This is a genomic window from unidentified bacterial endosymbiont (genome assembly GCF_918797525.1).
Lineage (GTDB): Bacteria > Pseudomonadota > Gammaproteobacteria > Enterobacterales > Enterobacteriaceae > Enterobacter.
Genome location: NZ_OU963893.1, coordinates 939,068 through 955,610, shown reverse-complemented (window position 1 = coordinate 955,610; position 16,543 = coordinate 939,068). Strand labels below are relative to the sequence as shown.

Here is a 16,543-nt window from a genome sequence, read left to right as displayed (position 1 = left end):
CAACATGTCAGATAACACGTATCAGCCACCAAAAGTATGGGAATGGAAAAAGAACGGCGGTGGCGGCGCGTTCGCCAATATTAACCGCCCAATTTCCGGTGCGACCCATGAGAAAGATCTCCCCGTCGGATCTCATCCGCTGCAGCTTTACTCCCTCGGCACGCCGAACGGTCAGAAAGTAACTATCATGCTGGAAGAGTTGCTGGCTCTGGGCGTCACGGAGGCAGAATACGACGCATGGTTAATTCGCATCGGTGAAGGAGATCAGTTCTCAAGCGGTTTTGTGGACGTAAACCCGAACTCGAAAATACCGGCGCTTCGTGACCACTCCACCACCCCGCCAACGCGGGTCTTTGAATCCGGCAGTATCCTGCTCTATCTGGCGGAGAAGTTTGGTCACTTCCTGCCACAAGATCCGGATGGCCGGACTGAAACCCTGAACTGGCTGTTCTGGCTGCAAGGGGCTGCACCGTTCCTCGGCGGCGGGTTCGGTCACTTCTATAATTATGCTCCGGTAAAAATTGAGTACGCAATTGATCGCTTCACTATGGAAGCCAAACGCCTGTTCGACGTGCTGGATAAACAGCTTGCGCGCGGTCGTTACGTGGCGGGGGAAGAGTACACCATCGCCGATATGGCGATCTGGCCGTGGTTTGGCAGCGTGGCGCTTGGTCATGTTTATAACGCCGCCGAGTTCCTGGATGCGCAAAAGTACACCCACGTGCAGCGCTGGGCGAAAGATGTCGCAAACCGTCCTGCCGTACAGCGCGGGCGCATTGTGAACCGCACCAACGGCGAGCTAAACGAGCAGCTTCACGAGCGTCATGCGGCGAGCGATTTCGAGACCAATACGGAAGATAAGCGTCAGGCGTCCTAAGCTGGCGAAGATCACGCTTATTTCCCGAAGGATCGCGGCATGTCAGAACTGATGCTAAAACAGCAGAGCCAGATTCTGCAAAAGCATAACCGGCAGCAGCGCATCATTGCGCTGCTGAGCGGCTGCGACTGGCTGACCACCGACGCGCTGGCAGAAACGCTTGCGGTGAGCAAAGAGACGATCCGCCGCGATCTGAATGCCCTTCAGCAGCAGGGTAAGATCCTGCGCCAGCACGGGCGCGCACGGCTGATCCACCCGGACAGCCGCGACGGCGGCGAACCCTTTGGCACACGCTTAAAAAGCCATTATGCCGATAAAGCCGATATCGCCCGCCTCGCCCTGGACTGGGTTAGCGAAGGCATGACGCTTGCGCTGGACGCCAGCTCCACCTGTTTTCATCTGGCGCGCCAGTTGCCGGACATAAAACTCACCGTTTTTACCAACAGCCTGCCCATCTGTCATGAGATGGCAAAGCGTGAGCGCATTACGCTTATCTGTTCGGGTGGCATGCTGGAGCGTAAGTATCGCTGCTATGTGAACCCGACGCTGGTCACCCTGCTGAGATCGCTGGAAATCGACCTGTTTATCTTCTCCTGCGAGGGCGTTGATGAGCAGGGCATCATGTGGGATCCGGTCGAGCATAACGCCGCTTTTAAGGCGCAGTTGTTGCGTCGCGCCGACCAGTCCCTGCTGCTGATCGATAAAAGTAAATTTCAGCGTTCCAGCGAAGTGATGATTGGCCAGATATCACAGGTGACGCAGATGATCACCGACGCTCCCCTTTCCAGACGCGAGGCCGCACGGGGCGGCCTGTCAGAGGTATGATTTAGAACGAAACCCAGTCGTCCGGGGTGTTTACGGCACTGGCTGGCGCAGCGGCAACCGCATTAAGCGGTTCGTGCGCCGAGAGACGGAATTTTTGCACCGAACGCTGGAGCTCTTCCGTCTGGCGTTCCAGCGCAGAAGCCGCGGCGGAGACCTGCTCAACCAGCGAGGCGTTCTGCTGAGTGACGCCGTCCATCTGGCTGATAGCTACGCCGACCTGCGAAATGCCTTTGCTTTGCTCCTCCGATGCAGACGCGATCTGCTTCATGATCGTCGTCACTTGCGTGACGGCACGCAGAATGGCTTCCATGGTGGTGCCGGTATCATTCACCCGTTTCGCCCCCTGATCGACGCGAGAAACTGAATCGGCAATCAGCCCTTCGATCTCTTTTGCCGCGTTGGCGCTGCGGCTCGCCAGATTCCTCACTTCGCCCGCCACCACGGCAAAGCCCCGGCCCTGCTCACCCGCACGCGCCGCTTCTACCGCCGCATTGAGTGCCAGAATGTTGGTCTGAAAGGCGATACTGTTGATCACGTTCGTGATTTCAGCAATTTTCTTCGAGCTGTCGGAAATACCGCTCATGGTGGTGACCACCTCGTCCACCAGCGAAGCGCTGCGGCTGGCCGTTGTCGAGGCTACATCCGCCAGATGGCTGGCCTGACGCGCACTTTCAGCATTCAGCTTCACCGTAGCGGTCAACTGTTCCATGCTGGCGGCAGTCTCTTCCAGCGCGGCGGCCTGCTCTTCGGTACGTGACGAGAGATCGTTATTCCCGCTGGAAATTTCCGTTGCCCCGCGCCAGATATTTTCGCTGCCGGAGCGGATGGTACTGACCGCTTCGCGCAGGCTATCCTGCATGGCGCTCAGCAGAGGAACCAGCTGGCCTACGCAGTTGCGGCCCAAGGGCTCAATCGGCTGGCTGAGATCGCCCTGCGCAATCTGGCGGAACTGCAGGCGGATGCGATCCAGAGGTTTCACCAGCATCGCCACCAGATAACGGTCGGTGAAAAGCAGGATCAGCAGGCCAATGATGGTGGCGGCGATGATCACCGTCCGGGTCATTCTGGTCAGGCCATCGACCACTACACGGGTACTGTCGAGTGCTTTCGCCGCGGCATTGTTAAAGTTTTCCGTCGCTGCGCCGAACGCGCGGCTCAACGGCGGGGTAACGTTATTGGCCTGCTGGCGATAGCCATCCAGTGATGTCTGTTTCGCCTGCTGCATCTGCGGCGTAACGCCCTGGTCGAGCAGCGCCTGCCAGGCAGCGATCGCCTGAGCGGAAATCTGCTCATCCATGGGGCCAGGGGAGAGGGCTTTCATCTCGGCAAGCTTTCTACGCATGTTATCCAGCGCCTGCTGCGCAGAAGCCAGATCCGGCGTACCGCCTGCGGCCCTGGCGTCCATTGCGCGGCTCAGACGGGTCACAAAGCGGAAATACTGATCGTTGCCCTGGCTGAGCACCGTCATCTGTTTGACCAGTTGGCGGTCAACCTCATTGCCCTCAGAGACGCGGGACAGTGACCAGGTGCTGTACAGCCCCACGCCTGCCCACATTAAACAAAAGATCCCCAGAATCGCCAGCATGACGAAGCGGATCGTGAAATTACGAAGCATCTGCATAGAGTTTTCCTTGCCGTGAGGGTGAATTCGCCCGGAGGCGAGTCTTCCCTCGTTATCGGCAGATGCTGGGGAAAATCAAAACTTTTATGATGAATTTTTATGGCGTTTTAGTAATTAATTCAGGTACTTTTCACACCAGCTTAACGTTAGCTTCCATGCAAACTCTGCGGCGGGCTCGTCGTATATTGGGGTAGAAACATTGCGAAATCCGTGACTTACACCCGCAGAGATCCAAGCCTCGTAAACCTTATTATTAAATTTAAGCGCTGCTTCATAGGTATGCCAGCACTAATTAATATTTTTATCGCCTTCGGCAGAACATGTAAGATTGCCAGGAAGTTCGTAATCGTCAGCCCAATCAGCGCCAGGGAAAGGCCAAAATAGACCGGGGCCAGCATCCAGTCAGAGGCGTACATTGCATTTTCAAATAAGCGCTCCAAAAAGTCCTGTCTGCAAACGAAATCAGCACGCAATATATCGCAACGGCGCTAATTGTGTACAACAATTAGCTAACACCAGGCTTACACATCATTAGGGTTGACCTCGGAACGTGCGTACTCCGGCCAGACCAACACCACCAGTTCAGGATAGGCCTCAAGACTAAACTCACGAAAACACTGGCGCAGATTTAACACATCTAAATCGGAATATGACACTTTCTCACCATTAAGACAGCGCTTCTTGATATTGTCATAATATTTATAGACTGCAGAATTCAGGTCGCTGCAGCGGCGTTGCGCTTCAAACAATCCTGGCGTGTCATTAATTTCTGATATCTTCATTCGCTTTATTGTCGCGTGTAAAAAGTCGATATATTCGTGGTTAACCCGCCAGTACCACACCGGCGTCACCGAGTTCATCAAAACAGAGAAATGGTCTTCACCTTCCTCTTTTGTCATCCGTTCGGGCTGTGGAGGATCGTTGATCTCGTTTGTCCCTTTGGTTTTATTGAACGCTTGCATCAATAAAAGAACACCAGCGGTCAGTAATAGTAAGGTAATGACCGTAAAGAAAATACTGTTCATGGGATGGCTCCATTTTTTTTGATTTTAAAATTGCCTCATGTTATTGTCAATGAATCTCACGCCTTTACCAACCCCACCCTGTTGAAATTAAAGGAAGATAAAATGTTGCCCGACAATCTTGTCCCGGCTAAGTACCACATCACGCCTGTGGAACAGCAACCAACGGAAGCAGAAAAAGAGGCTAATTTCACTCAGGGTAAAAGAAAGCTAGCCGATTTCGAGTCTGACATATTAATTGGTGTCTCACGAACAGGTAAATCCCGTAATATGCTGCTGGACGAGCACGATCGCCATATACAAGATCGTTTATTTCGCGCTGTAAAAATAGAAGCCTTTGTTCACCTGCTAAATGACCTGCAGGCCGAGGGCGAAATAGATGCCCAAACGCTCAGCAGAATAATGGCCGATAAAACCAAAGAAATTAATGAAGCCGGCAATGAAATTTGGCTTAACTTAATAACGCATGAAAAAAACCACCCCATTTTTTATCAACTTGGGGATGAATAATATGAAACAGGTTAGCGATAATAATGTGTATTTGACTTTAGATAACAAAAAAAGTGATGAGTTTATCTTAAAGCAAAATATCGAGGCGCTGCGAAACAGTAAAAATGCTGAGATGACGCGTATTAGCCAGGATTTGGTCTCGATTCCGGCTACGCTGGTGCGCCTGAAATGGCACAACCGTCGCGAGATATATTCTTTGCAGGTGAAGGAAGAGATTTACGGCACGGCCATTAATGCCATTATCGAGCTGCGTCCAGAGCTTAAAGAAAAAATTCTCGGTCGCCTGGAAGCCAACTACCAGTACCTGCTGGCGAAAGAGACCGCGACGCTGCGTTTGACCCGCAAACTGTCTGAAGGTGAGTATCACACCTCAAACGTCACCTGTGTTGCGCTCAATGAAGAGGCGCAAGCCGAGGCTCCCGAAGTAAAACGCTAACAAAACAAAGCTGACTTTCGCCAGCTCCTCTGGTTATTTCGCGGCAGCTTTCTCTTCGCCGACCAGGCCAATCTTCAGATACCCCGCCTGATGCAGCGTGTCCATAACCTTCATCATGGTTTCATAGTCGACGGTTTTGTCCGCACGGAAGAAGACGGTAGTGTCTTTTTTGCCGCCGGTAAGCTGATCCAGCGCCGGAATAACCGACTCATCCGTCACCGGGTCATTCCCGAGGAACATAGATTTATCCGCTTTCACCGAAATGTAGATTGGCTTTTCCGGGCGCGGCTGCGGCTGGCTGGAAGAGGCGGGCAGATTTACCTTCACGTCTACCGTTGCCAGCGGCGCAGCAACCATGAAGATAATCAGCAGAACCAACATAACGTCGATGAACGGCGTCACGTTGATTTCATGCATTTCGCCGTTATCGTCCAGATTTTCGTTAAGACGCATCGCCATACAATCAACCTACGCGCAGTTTAGACGCCGCGTGCACCGGTTTTACGGCGCTGGCATTCAGGTCAAGGTCACGGCTTTGCAGCAGCAGTACCTGCGCCGCAACGTCACCAAGGGTCGCTTTATAGCTGCCAATCATACGCGCGAAGAGGTTATAGATAACCACCGCGGGGATGGCCGCAACCAGACCGATAGCCGTGGCCAGCAGCGCTTCTGCGATACCCGGAGCAACAACGGCCAGGTTGGTGGTCTGCGTCTGTGCAATGCCGATAAAGCTGTTCATGATGCCCCAGACCGTACCGAACAAGCCGACAAAGGGTGAGATAGCGCCAATAGTGGCCAGGTAACCATTCCCACGCCCCATATGACGACCCACAGCAGCAACGCGGCGTTCCAGGCGGAAGCCGGTACGTTCTTTAATGCCTTCGTTATCTTCACTGCCTGCGGAGAGTTCCAGCTCGTTCTGCGCTTCGTTCACTAACAGGGAGGTCAGGCTTTTCGCGTGGAAGGATGAGGTCATCTCTGCGGCCTGATCCAGAGAGCGGGCGTCGGCAAGCTGCCGCTGTTCGCGCTTGAGACGGCGCTTTTGCGAAATAAGTTCGACGCTTTTGCTAAAGAAAATAGCCCAGGTGACAACGGACGCAAGAATCAGGCCGATCATCACAATCTTAACCACGATGTCAGCATGATGGTACATGCCCCAGACGGAGAGATCCGTCTGCATCAAATTATTACCCACTCTGTATCTCCAGGACGCAAATCACAAATTCTGAGCGTAATGATATCAAATCAACGTCGAATTGATAGTCGTTCTCATTAGTATTTACATAGTGCCGCAATTTTCGCTCAATTTCCTTGCGCTTACGCAGTAAAAATTTCTTATGCCCATTTTTAATAAAATTTTGTGCTTATTCGATAAGCATCAGAGTGCACATTTTTACAATCGTGGTAGTCTGGACGTCCAGACGTATAAAAAACAGGGTTGGCAAACATGACAAAAAAGCATCTTGATACCACACTGGTGCAGGCCGGACGCAGCAAAAAATATACCCAGGGATCGGTCAACAGCGTGATTCAACGAGCCTCCTCACTGGTATTTGATACCGTTGAGGACAAAAAAATCGCCACCCGTCATCGCGCCAAAGGCGGGCTGTTTTATGGTCGTCGAGGCACGCTAACCCACTTCTCGCTGCAGGAAGCGATGTGCGAACTGGAAGGCGGCGCGGGTTGCGCCCTTTTCCCGTGCGGCGCAGCGGCTGTCGCCAATACCATTCTTGCGTTTGTGGAACAGGGTGACCATATCCTGATGACCAACACCGCTTACGAACCCAGCCAGGACTTCTGCAGCAAAATCCTCAGCAAGCTCGGCGTCACCACCGGCTGGTTCGATCCGCTGACAGGTGAAGGCATCGCCGATCTTATTCAGCCAAACACGCGCATTGTGTTCCTGGAATCTCCGGGCTCTATCACCATGGAAGTTCATGACGTCCCCGCTATTGTTAAAGCCGTACGCAGCAAGGCGCCAGACGCTATCATCATGATTGATAACACCTGGGCGGCGGGCGTCTTGTTCAAGGCGCTGGAATTCGACATTGATATCTCTATCCAGGCGGCCACCAAGTATCTGATTGGTCACTCCGACGGAATGATCGGCACCGCGGTTTCCAACGCGCGCTGCTGGGATCAGCTCCGGGAAAATGCTTACCTGATGGGCCAGATGGTAGATGCCGATACCGCTTATATGACCAGCCGCGGCATTCGTACGCTGGGGGTTCGTCTGCGTCAGCATCATGAAAGCAGTCTCAAAATTGCCGAGTGGCTGGCGCAGCACCCGCAGGTGGAGCGCGTCAACCACCCCGCGCTTTTGGGCAGCAAAGGCCATGCGTACTGGCAACGTGACTTTACGGGCAGTAGCGGTTTGTTCTCATTCATTTTGAAAAAACGGCTAAATAATGACGAGCTGGCAAGCTATCTGGACAATTTTACCCTCTTTAGCATGGCCTACTCCTGGGGCGGATATGAATCCTTGATCCTGCCTAACCAGCCTGAGCAAATCGCAGCTTTGCGCCCCGGCGGCGGTGTGGACTTTACTGGAACCCTGATCCGTCTGCATATTGGTTTAGAAAATGTTGACGATTTGATAGCGGATTTAGCGGCAGGGTTTGCACGTATCGTGTAGAGTGCTGGATGAAAATGTACGCCCCGGACGCTTTTGTGGACATGGCCTGTTAGAAAGTCTGCATGAGTTGCGTTTGCGATCAAACCCAGCGCGTTTCCCAGGGTGTACAATAGCGCTCTATCTGCTGTTCCACAGGAAAGTCCATGGCTGTTATTCAAGATATTATTGGCGCGCTTTGGCAACACGATTTTGCCGCGCTGGCCGACCCTCACGTTGTAGGCATCGTCTATTTCGTGATGTTCGCAACCCTGTTTCTGGAAAATGGACTACTGCCTGCCTCATTTTTACCCGGTGACAGCCTGCTTTTACTCGCAGGCGCGTTGATCGGGAAAGGCGTTATGGATTTCGCGCCGACGATGATTATCCTTACTTCCGCTGCCAGCCTGGGCTGCTGGTTGAGCTATCTGCAGGGCCGCTGGCTGGGCAACACCCGTGTCGTGAAAAGCTGGCTGGCGCAGTTGCCGCATAAGTATCATCAGCGTGCAACCTGCATGTTCGACCGCCATGGCCTGCTGGCGCTGCTGGCTGGCCGTTTCCTCGCCTTTGTTCGCACCCTGCTGCCAACAATGGCGGGCATCTCCGGGCTGTCGAATCGCCGCTTCCAGTTTTTTAACTGGCTGAGCGCGCTGCTGTGGGTGGGCGTTGTCACCACGCTCGGCTACGCGCTGAATATGATCCCCTTTGTCAAACGCCATGAAGATCAGGTCATGACCTTTCTGATGGTGCTGCCAGTCGTCCTGCTGGTGGCAGGGCTGGTGGGGACCATCGCCATCGTGATTAAGAAGAAATACTGCAACGCGTGATTCTCCCCCAGGAAGAAGAGTAAAAACCTTAAGCGCCCTGCATCGTTCGGATGCGCGTAGCATCTTCCCCCGGCGTGACGCCGAAGTAGCGCTTAAACTCGCGACTGAATTGCGACGCACTTTCATACCCAACCCGCATCGCCGCCGCGCTGGCCTTCATGCCATCGTGGATCATCATCATGCGCGCCTTATGCAGCCGGTAGGTTTTGAGATACTGCAGCGGAGAGGTGCTGGTCACTGACTTAAAATTATGGTGAAACGCCGAAACGCTCATGTTGGCTTCCGCCGCCAGTTGGTCAACGCTGAGGTTTTCCGTGTACTGGCTTTCGATACGCTTGAGGACGCGGCTGATCAGGCTAAAGTGCGTCTGACGGCTGACCAGCGCCAGTAGCGCCCCTCCGCCCGGCCCCAGCAGCACGTGATAGAGTATTTCACGGATAATCTGCTTACCGAGAATACGGGCATCCAGCGGCCTGTCGAAGACGTCCAGCAGGCGCTCAATGGCGCAGAGGATCGCTTCAGAGAGCGTTGCCGAATTAATCCCGCTTGCCGCCATCGATGGCTGGAACAGCACGTCTTCTCCAATATCCATCAGCAACTCCTGAAGCTGAAGGATATCGACATTAACGCGAATACCCGCCAGCGGAACGGCCTCTGTCGCGAAAGTTTCACACTCAAAGGGTAAAGGTACCGTCAGCAGCAAGTATTCATTGGTGTCATAACGAAACACGCGTTCATTGATGTAGCCAATTTTATGGCCCGAAAAGAGAAAAACGATGCCCGGCTGGTACATCACAGGTGTGCGGGTTCCAGGCTGCGTCCCATAAAGCAGGCGAATGTCCGGCAGCCATTCCGCTGCATTATTTCCGTTATCTATCAATCTTTTAATCTGCGACGTTAGCTGCTGACAAATGGCTTCTCGCTTCATAATGGCTCTCTCCGGGGACGGTTTCCGACGCTTACAGTGTGCTCATTTCCTCCAGGATTCTCCAGCGCTCTGTAGAAATGGGCAAGACATCAGCAGGAATGTGCATTGAGAGGAGCGCCACAGCCCGCCACAATGTGCAGCATCAGGTAGCCATCTGCGCCACCCCGGTTCTTCACCCACAAAAGGGAACGAGCAATGAATAATTTTACTCTCCACACCCCAACCCGCATCCTGTTTGGTAAAGGCGCCATTGCCGACCTGCGTGCACAGATCCCTGCGGACGCCCGCGTACTGATTACTTACGGCGGCGGCAGCGTGAAAAAAACCGGCGTGCTGGACCAGGTCTACAGCGCGCTGGAAGGTCTGAACGTACGCGAATTCGGCGGCATTGAACCCAACCCGTCTTACGAAACCCTGATGAATGCGGTCAAAATCGCCCGCGACGAGAACATCACCTTCCTGCTGGCAGTGGGCGGCGGTTCCGTCCTGGACGGCACCAAATTCATCGCGGCGGCTGCACACTATGCTGACGGCGTCGATCCATGGCAGATCCTGAAAAACGGCGGCAGCGACATCAACAGCGCGATCCCAATGGGTTCCGTATTAACTCTGCCAGCCACCGGTTCTGAATCCAACAAAGGCGCGGTGATCTCCCGTAAAGCGACCGGCGACAAGCAGGCCTTTATGAACGAACACGTTCAGCCGGTATTCGCCGTTCTCGATCCGGTTTATACCTACACCCTGCCTGCCCGTCAGGTGGCTAATGGCGTGGTCGATGCCTTTGTTCATACCGTTGAACAGTACGTGACTTACCCGGTCGATGCTAAAATTCAGGATCGTTTCGCGGAAGGTATTCTGCTGACGCTTATCGAAGAGGGCCCGAAAGCGCTGAAAGAGCCGGAAAACTATAACGTGCGTGCCAATGTAATGTGGGCTGCGACTCAGGCGCTTAACGGCCTGATCGGCGCGGGCGTGCCGCAGGACTGGGCAACCCACATGTTGGGCCACGAACTGACGGCAATGCACGGCTTGGATCATGCTCAAACGCTGGCGGTGGTTCTGCCTGCGCTGTGGAATGAAAAACGTGATACCAAGCACGCCAAACTGCTGCAGTACGCTGAGCGCGTATGGAGCATCACCGAAGGTTCTGACGATGCGCGTATTGATGCCGCCATCGTTGCTACCCGTAACTTCTTCGAAAGCCTGGGTGTGCCAACGCGCCTTTCTGGCTACGGCCTGGATGGCAGCACTATCCCTGCCCTGCTGGCGAAACTGGAAGAACACGGTATGACGCAAATCGGCGAGCAAGGCGACATCACCCTGGACGTGAGCCGTCGTATTTACGAAGCCGCGCGCTAAGCGTTTTTGTTATCCTGACTTTCGTTTTTTGGCATTTCGTCCAGACTTAATGCACACCACATCGTCGGGGGTTCCCCTTCGACGATGAGCACTTGAAGGAGGAAAAATGGCAAACCAAACCGTAATCAAGCTGCAGGACGGCAACGTGATGCCCCAGTTGGGGCTAGGTGTATGGAAAGCCGGTAACGACGAGGTCGTCTCCGCCATTCATAAAGCACTTGAGGTTGGCTATCGGTCTATTGATACCGCCGCCGCGTATAAAAATGAAGACGGCGTGGGTAAAGCGCTGGCAAGTGCTGGCCTGCCCCGGGACGATCTTTTCATTACCACCAAACTGTGGAACGACGATCAGAAACGCCCCCACGACGCCTTGCGGGAGAGTCTGGATAAGCTCCAGCTCGATTCTGTCGATCTGTATTTGATGCACTGGCCAGTTCCGGCTATCGATCATTATGTTGATGCCTGGAAAGGGATGATTGAGCTACAGCAGCAAGGGCTGGCGAAAAGTATTGGCGTGTGTAATTTCCAGATACACCACCTGCAACGTTTAATTGACGAGACCGGCGTCGCGCCGGTGATCAACCAGATTGAGTTGCACCCGCTGTTGCAGCAGCGTCAGTTGCATGCGTGGAATGCTACCCACAAGATCCAGACCGAATCCTGGAGCCCGCTGGCCCAGGGCGGTGAAGGGGTGTTCGACCAGAAAGTTATCCGCGATCTGGCGGATAAGTACGGCAGGACCCCGGCTCAGATTGTCATTCGCTGGCATCTGGATAGCGGCCTGGTGGTAATCCCAAAATCGGTCACGCCATCGCGCATCGCCGAGAACTTCGACGTCTGGGATTTCCGCCTCGACAAAGATGAACTGAGCGAAATTGCAAAACTGGATCAGGGCAAGCGGCTTGGGCCGTACCCGGATCAGTTTGGCGGCTAAAAGAAACCCCGGCTCGCCGGGGTTTTTATTTTACGCTTTGCGCTTAACCGGTTTCTTCGCACTGGATTGACCGTTCGAACGCTGATGCACAATCGGCGCGTGCCTGGTCAGCGCCGGGCGCGCATGGCGATTCTGACGGCGCGCTTCACGCATCTCATCCAGCGTGGGCGCAGGCACCAGACAGTCGCGGCGCGAACCGATCAGGTGCTTTTTACCCATCTCTTCCAGCGCCTGGCGGATAAGCGGCCAGTTTGCCGGATCGTGGTAACGCAGCAGGGCTTTGTGCAGACGACGCTGCTTATCTCCTTTCGGCACCACCACGTCTTCGCTTTTATAGCCAATCTTACTCAGCGGGTTCTTGCCGGTGTAATACATGGTCGTTGAGTTGGCGAGCGGTGACGGATAGAAGTTTTGTACCTGATCCAGACGGAAGCGACGTTGCTTCAGCCACAGGGCCAGGTTGACCATATCTTCGTCGCGCGTGCCGGGGTGCGCAGAGATAAAGTACGGGATCAGATACTGCTCTTTCCTCGCCTGCTTCGAGTAGGTATCGAACAGCTCTTTGAAGCGATCGTAGCTGCCCATGCCCGGCTTCATCATCTTCGACAGCGGGCCTTCTTCGGTGTGCTCCGGCGCAATCTTCAGATAACCACCAACATGATGCGTCGCCAGCTCTTTGATGTAGCGCGGATCTTCCACCGCGATGTCGTAACGTACCCCGGAGGCGATCAGGATTTTCTTGATACCTTTCAGATCGCGGGCGCGACGGTACAGGTTGATCGTCGGTTCGTGGTTGGTGTCCATATGCTCGCAAATGCTCGGATAGACGCAGGAGAGGCGCCGACAGGTCTGCTCCGCGCGCGGTGACTTACAGCGCAGCATATACATATTGGCGGTTGGGCCACCCAGATCGGAGATCACGCCGGTAAAGCCCGGAACCGAGTCGCGAATGGCTTCGATCTCGTTGACGATTGAATCCTCCGACCGGCTCTGGATAATGCGGCCTTCGTGCTCGGTAATGGAGCAGAAGGAGCAGCCGCCGAAACAGCCACGCATGATATTGATCGAGAAACGGATCATCTCGTAGGCCGGAATGCGGCTGTTGCCGTAAGCCGGATGCGGCACGCGCTTATACGGTAGCGCAAAGACGCTGTCCATCTCTTCGGTAGAGAGCGGAATGGCCGGTGGGTTAACCCAAATATAGCGCTCACCGTGCTTTTGCATAAGCGCTCGCGCACAGCCCGGGTTGGTTTCATGGTGCAAAATACGGGACGCATGCGCATACAGCACTTTGTCGCTTTTGACCTTCTCGAATGAGGGCAGCAGGACATAGGTCTTTTCCCACGGCTTCGGACGCGGCGGCTGGACCACAACGGCTTTGGCTTCGGCTTTTTTCGGCGCAACCGGTTTGTTATCCGCACACGGCAGATCGTCACCGTAAGGATGCGGGATCGGGTCGATTTTACCCGGCATATCGATGATACGGGAATCCACACCGCGCCAGCCAGGTAACGCCTCTTTCACCATGATCGCAGTGTTACGCACGTCGCGGATCTCGCCAACAGGCTCGCCCTGCGCCAGACGGTGCGCGACTTCAACCAGCGGGCGTTCACCGTTACCGAAGATCAGCATATCGGCTTTGGAGTCCACCAGCACAGAACGACGGACGGTATCTGACCAGTAATCGTAATGCGCAGTACGTCGGAGGCTGGCCTCGATGCCCCCCAGGATAACCGGCACGTCTTTCCATGCTTCTTTGCATCGCTGGGTGTAAACAAGGGTCGCGCGATCCGGCCGTTTACCCGCCACGTTATCGGCAGTGTAGGCGTCGTCATGGCGCAGCTTGCGGTCGGCGGTATAGCGGTTGATCATCGAATCCATGTTGCCTGCGGTCACGCCGAAGAACAGGTTCGGTTTGCCGAGCGCCATGAACGCATCTTTGCTGTTCCAGTCTGGCTGCGAAATGATCCCCACGCGGAAGCCCTGCGCTTCGAGCATACGGCCACAGATCGCCATACCAAAGCTCGGGTGATCGACGTAGGCATCGCCCGTCACCAGAATGATATCGCAGCTATCCCAGCCCAGTTGGTCCATCTCTTCACGGGACATCGGCAGAAATGACGCCGGTCCAAAGCAGGCCGCCCAGTACTGGGGCCAGGAGAAGAGGTCACGATCCGGCTGGATCAGGGAAATTGCGCTCATAATGCTTCCGAAGAAAAAATAGACAAAAGGAGCGGGATTATACGCTGGATCTCGGTGGGAAATGAAGGGGTATTATGCGCAGGGTTTACCCTTCAACCCGGCCTGCTTCCCATAGGGGTGAGGGCCGGGATAAGGGGTGAGTCAGGGCGAGGGGTTCACCAGAATTTGCCCCACGGACCCCCTGTCCATCATCTCCAGCGTCTGGCTATGGAACAGGAACGGAAAGTGCGGCCACGAAGGCTGACCAAAGTAGACCAGCAGTTCCACCTGACCATCCACCCAGACGGTATCTTTCCAGCCGCGATCTTCCGGGAACGGCATCGCGCCGTTCACGTTGCGGATAAGGAAGCTCACCCCTTCAATATGGAACGACTGCGGCATGTCCGAGCGTACCGTCCAGCGTTCCCAGGTGCCTTGCTGGGCGGTGATATCAATGCGATTAACATCCCACAGTGTCCCGTTAATGCCAGGATCGTCGCCCAGACTTATATCACGGCTACGCACCGGCGGGCCGCTCATGATCGCCTGCGGGAGCAAACGCATGGGCAGGCTGTCAGTCACCAGCGGCAGCAAGCCGGTTGGACGCAGTGTCAGCACCAGCGTAGAGACCAGCACGCTCGACGGCTCAAAGAAACCGCGAATACGATCAACAATGCTCGCCGCTTCACCGCAGGTCACAGACACTTCATTGCCGTTGGTCATATCCACCAGGATTTCACGACGTTCACCCGGCGCCAGCGCCAGCTGTTTCACGGAAACCGGCGCCGGCAAAAAGCCCTGATCGCCTGATATCACATGCAGCGCGCGACCATCGCTCATCTGCAACTGGTAGCGGCGCGAGTTAGAGGCGTTCAGCAGGCGCAGACGCACCCACCCGCGAGAGACTTCCACGTACGGGCTTTGCGCGCCGTTTACCAACAGCGTATCGCCCACAAAGCCACCGCTGCCCGGCTCGCTGTATTCCGGCGAGCCGAAGTTATCAATACGTTTGTCCTGAATAATGACCGGGAAATCATCCACCCCGTAGTGATTCGGGATCGGCAGAGATTTGCTGATTTCATCTTCAATCAACCACATCCCGGCGAGGCCGTTATATACCTGCTGCGCAGCACGGTTTGGCGTATTCGCGTGATACCACAAGGTGGCAGCGCTCTGACGGATCGGCAGCACTGGCGCCCAGTCGGCATTTGGCGACATCATCCGCGCCGGGCCGCCAATCAACGGCCCGGGAACCTGCAACCCGCTGGTGGTCATGGCGACATTTTCAGTGGTGCGGTTACTGTAGATAAGCTTAACGTCGTCGCCATTCCAGACACGAATGGTTGGCCCAAGGTAACGGCCATTAATGCCCCATACCGACGCACGCGTTCCCTGGGTGAAAGACCAGTGGCTGCGCTGTAGGGTGAGGAAAAGGGGTTGTCCGCGACGGGATTCAATCAACGGCGGAATGGGCAGTTGCGGTTGCCGCCCGGCGGCGTTGGCTGTCAACGGCATCGCACCTGCAAAAAGGGCAATCCCGGAAGCCTGAATAAACTGACGCCGACTGAATGACATATAAGCTCCATCTGAAACGACTAACAACAGGGGAATTCGTTTTCCCTTATAACGCCCGCTTAAATTTTGCCGGCGGCTTCTCTCTCTGCGACTTCTTTGTCGAGCAGCGCGATATGCTGAGCCATCAGTTCCCGGCAGTGCGTTGCCAGCGCACGAACCTGATCTTTACCGTATTCGCGAGTCTCTACCGGCGGCAGCATTTCGACAATCACCAGCCCGTTCTTCAGGCGGTTAAGATTAATCTTATTCGAAGTATTGGAAACACACACGGGAATAATTGGAACGCCCGCCGCAATTGCCGCATGAAACGCACCGGTTTTAAACGGCAGCAGGCCACGACCCCGGCTCCGTGTCCCTTCCGGAAACATCCAGATAGAGATTTTGCGTTTTTTGAAGTGATTCACCACTTCCGCAATAGTGCTGTGCGCTTTCGCACGATTATTACGGTCGATCAGCAGGTTACCGGTAAGCCAGTACAGCTGGCCGAAAAACGGGATCCACAGCAGACTCTTTTTACCCACGGTCACGGTCGGCGGCAGAACGATATTTGCGGCTGTCACCATATCGAAGTTGTTCTGGTGGTTAGCAATGTAGATGGCGTTACCGAAATGCTCAGCCCCTTCAGGCAGGCGTTTTTCTACTTTCAGGCCATAAAGTGGCGCAAGGCGGCCGAACATGTGACCAAAGGTCGAAACATGCTTCGGATTACGCGGGCTGAACAGGCAATAGATGCAGCCGAAAACACAGACCAGGATGCAGTAGATAACGGTAAGAACAAGACGAACAATGTATAGCATAGCGACCTCTGAAGCCCCAACAACTGACAATTATACTTCA

General features: G+C 54.7%; 16 protein-coding genes and 2 pseudogenes. 8 read left to right on the top strand and 10 right to left on the bottom strand.

The annotated features are described in order from the left end of the window. Window positions 1-4 precede the first annotated feature (4 nt). Window positions 5-877 (top strand): glutathione-dependent disulfide-bond oxidoreductase, encoded by an 873-nt coding sequence (yghU, locus tag NL510_RS04595; RefSeq protein WP_253381995.1) that lies wholly within the window; start codon window positions 5-7, stop codon window positions 875-877. Window positions 878-916: 39 nt separating this feature from the next. Continuing rightward, window positions 917-1,702 carry an L-fucose operon activator gene (fucR, locus tag NL510_RS04590; protein ID WP_253381994.1) on the top strand — a complete coding sequence of 262 codons (786 nt, stop codon included), beginning with the start codon at window positions 917-919 and terminating at the stop codon, window positions 1,700-1,702. Between the two features lies 1 nt (window position 1,703). Here fucR and NL510_RS04585 read toward each other — a convergent pair whose 3' ends face one another. From NL510_RS04585 to NL510_RS04575, 4 genes and pseudogenes are all read right to left on the bottom strand, one after another. Beyond that, complete coding sequence (locus NL510_RS04585) at window positions 1,704-3,323, bottom strand: methyl-accepting chemotaxis protein (protein WP_253381992.1); 1,620 nt, start codon at window positions 3,321-3,323, stop codon at window positions 1,704-1,706. Between the two features lie 114 nt (window positions 3,324-3,437). Next, window positions 3,438-3,587 (bottom strand): annotated as a pseudogene (locus tag NL510_RS04580) (dienelactone hydrolase family protein); the annotation flags it as partial. Window positions 3,588-3,619: 32 nt separating this feature from the next. Further along, window positions 3,620-3,763, bottom strand: a pseudogene (locus NL510_RS22980) (TIGR00645 family protein); the annotation flags it as partial. A gap of 81 nt (window positions 3,764-3,844) precedes the next feature. Further along, window positions 3,845-4,348, bottom strand: coding sequence for an ESA_00282 family adhesion-associated protein (locus tag NL510_RS04575; RefSeq protein WP_253381990.1), 504 nt, complete (start codon window positions 4,346-4,348; stop codon window positions 3,845-3,847). Window positions 4,349-4,450: 102 nt separating this feature from the next. Here NL510_RS04575 and NL510_RS04570 point away from each other — a divergent pair, with 102 nt between their 5' ends. Together NL510_RS04570 and NL510_RS04565 are read left to right on the top strand one after the other, a co-directional pair. Next, window positions 4,451-4,855: a hypothetical protein gene (locus NL510_RS04570; RefSeq protein ID WP_253384745.1), complete on the top strand. Its 405-nt coding sequence runs from the start codon at window positions 4,451-4,453 to the stop codon at window positions 4,853-4,855. Between the two features lies 1 nt (window position 4,856). Beyond that, window positions 4,857-5,291 carry a cytoplasmic protein gene (locus NL510_RS04565; RefSeq protein WP_253381988.1) on the top strand — a complete coding sequence of 145 codons (435 nt, stop codon included), beginning with the start codon at window positions 4,857-4,859 and terminating at the stop codon, window positions 5,289-5,291. 33 nt (window positions 5,292-5,324) lie between these two features. On the opposite strand, the gene exbD is transcribed toward NL510_RS04565, so the two are convergent. Both exbD and exbB read right to left on the bottom strand, forming a co-directional pair. Beyond that, window positions 5,325-5,750, bottom strand: coding sequence for a TonB system transport protein ExbD (exbD, locus tag NL510_RS04560; protein WP_253381986.1), 426 nt, complete (start codon window positions 5,748-5,750; stop codon window positions 5,325-5,327). Window positions 5,751-5,754: 4 nt separating this feature from the next. Then, complete coding sequence (exbB, locus tag NL510_RS04555; RefSeq protein ID WP_253381984.1) at window positions 5,755-6,486, bottom strand: tol-pal system-associated acyl-CoA thioesterase; 732 nt, start codon at window positions 6,484-6,486, stop codon at window positions 5,755-5,757. Window positions 6,487-6,738: 252 nt separating this feature from the next. Between exbB and metC the strand changes: the two genes are divergently transcribed. Then, window positions 6,739-7,926, top strand: coding sequence for a cystathionine beta-lyase (gene metC, locus NL510_RS04550; protein ID WP_253381982.1), 1,188 nt, complete (start codon window positions 6,739-6,741; stop codon window positions 7,924-7,926). Window positions 7,927-8,069: 143 nt separating this feature from the next. Then, window positions 8,070-8,729 carry a DedA family general envelope maintenance protein YghB gene (gene yghB, locus NL510_RS04545; protein ID WP_253381980.1) on the top strand — a complete coding sequence of 220 codons (660 nt, stop codon included), beginning with the start codon at window positions 8,070-8,072 and terminating at the stop codon, window positions 8,727-8,729. Window positions 8,730-8,757: 28 nt separating this feature from the next. Here yghB and NL510_RS04540 read toward each other — a convergent pair whose 3' ends face one another. After that, a complete protein-coding gene (locus NL510_RS04540; RefSeq protein WP_253381978.1) occupies window positions 8,758-9,657 on the bottom strand; it encodes an AraC family transcriptional regulator in 900 nt (299 codons plus the stop codon). 195 nt (window positions 9,658-9,852) lie between these two features. On the opposite strand from NL510_RS04540, the gene yqhD reads away from it, so the two are divergent. Both yqhD and dkgA read left to right on the top strand, forming a co-directional pair. After that, entirely contained in the window at window positions 9,853-11,016 is a 1,164-nt protein-coding gene (gene yqhD / locus NL510_RS04535; RefSeq protein ID WP_253381976.1) for an alcohol dehydrogenase, read from the top strand. A gap of 106 nt (window positions 11,017-11,122) precedes the next feature. After that, entirely contained in the window at window positions 11,123-11,950 is an 828-nt protein-coding gene (gene dkgA / locus NL510_RS04530) for a 2,5-didehydrogluconate reductase DkgA (protein WP_253381974.1), read from the top strand. Between the two features lie 30 nt (window positions 11,951-11,980). Here dkgA and NL510_RS04525 read toward each other — a convergent pair whose 3' ends face one another. The 3 genes from NL510_RS04525 to plsC all read right to left on the bottom strand — a co-directional run bounded on the left by NL510_RS04525 (window position 11,981) and on the right by plsC (window position 16,503). Then, window positions 11,981-14,152 carry a YgiQ family radical SAM protein gene (locus NL510_RS04525; RefSeq protein WP_253381972.1) on the bottom strand — a complete coding sequence of 724 codons (2,172 nt, stop codon included), beginning with the start codon at window positions 14,150-14,152 and terminating at the stop codon, window positions 11,981-11,983. Between the two features lie 141 nt (window positions 14,153-14,293). After that, a complete protein-coding gene (gene ftsP / locus NL510_RS04520; RefSeq protein ID WP_253381970.1) occupies window positions 14,294-15,706 on the bottom strand; it encodes a cell division protein FtsP in 1,413 nt (470 codons plus the stop codon). Between the two features lie 59 nt (window positions 15,707-15,765). Then, on the bottom strand, window positions 15,766-16,503 hold the full coding sequence (gene plsC / locus NL510_RS04515; RefSeq protein ID WP_253381968.1) for a 1-acylglycerol-3-phosphate O-acyltransferase: 738 nt from the start codon (window positions 16,501-16,503) through the stop codon (window positions 15,766-15,768). Window positions 16,504-16,543: the final 40 nt, after the last annotated feature.

What these genes read in the sequence shown, in the direction of transcription:
- yghU (WP_253381995.1), top strand. Translation starts at nt 5, where the DNA reads ATGTCAGATAACACGTATCAGCCACCAAAAGTATGGGAATGGAAAAAG.
- fucR (WP_253381994.1), top strand. Translation starts at nt 917, where the DNA reads ATGTCAGAACTGATGCTAAAACAGCAGAGCCAGATTCTGCAAAAGCAT.
- NL510_RS04585 (WP_253381992.1), bottom strand. Translation starts at nt 3,323, where the DNA reads ATGCAGATGCTTCGTAATTTCACGATCCGCTTCGTCATGCTGGCGATT.
- NL510_RS04575 (WP_253381990.1), bottom strand. Translation starts at nt 4,348, where the DNA reads ATGAACAGTATTTTCTTTACGGTCATTACCTTACTATTACTGACCGCT.
- NL510_RS04570 (WP_253384745.1), top strand. Translation starts at nt 4,451, where the DNA reads ATGTTGCCCGACAATCTTGTCCCGGCTAAGTACCACATCACGCCTGTG.
- NL510_RS04565 (WP_253381988.1), top strand. Translation starts at nt 4,857, where the DNA reads ATGAAACAGGTTAGCGATAATAATGTGTATTTGACTTTAGATAACAAA.
- exbD (WP_253381986.1), bottom strand. Translation starts at nt 5,750, where the DNA reads ATGGCGATGCGTCTTAACGAAAATCTGGACGATAACGGCGAAATGCAT.
- metC (WP_253381982.1), top strand. Translation starts at nt 6,739, where the DNA reads ATGACAAAAAAGCATCTTGATACCACACTGGTGCAGGCCGGACGCAGC.
- yghB (WP_253381980.1), top strand. Translation starts at nt 8,070, where the DNA reads ATGGCTGTTATTCAAGATATTATTGGCGCGCTTTGGCAACACGATTTT.
- NL510_RS04540 (WP_253381978.1), bottom strand. Translation starts at nt 9,657, where the DNA reads ATGAAGCGAGAAGCCATTTGTCAGCAGCTAACGTCGCAGATTAAAAGA.
- yqhD (WP_253381976.1), top strand. Translation starts at nt 9,853, where the DNA reads ATGAATAATTTTACTCTCCACACCCCAACCCGCATCCTGTTTGGTAAA.
- dkgA (WP_253381974.1), top strand. Translation starts at nt 11,123, where the DNA reads ATGGCAAACCAAACCGTAATCAAGCTGCAGGACGGCAACGTGATGCCC.
- NL510_RS04525 (WP_253381972.1), bottom strand. Translation starts at nt 14,152, where the DNA reads ATGAGCGCAATTTCCCTGATCCAGCCGGATCGTGACCTCTTCTCCTGG.
- ftsP (WP_253381970.1), bottom strand. Translation starts at nt 15,706, where the DNA reads ATGTCATTCAGTCGGCGTCAGTTTATTCAGGCTTCCGGGATTGCCCTT.
- plsC (WP_253381968.1), bottom strand. Translation starts at nt 16,503, where the DNA reads ATGCTATACATTGTTCGTCTTGTTCTTACCGTTATCTACTGCATCCTG.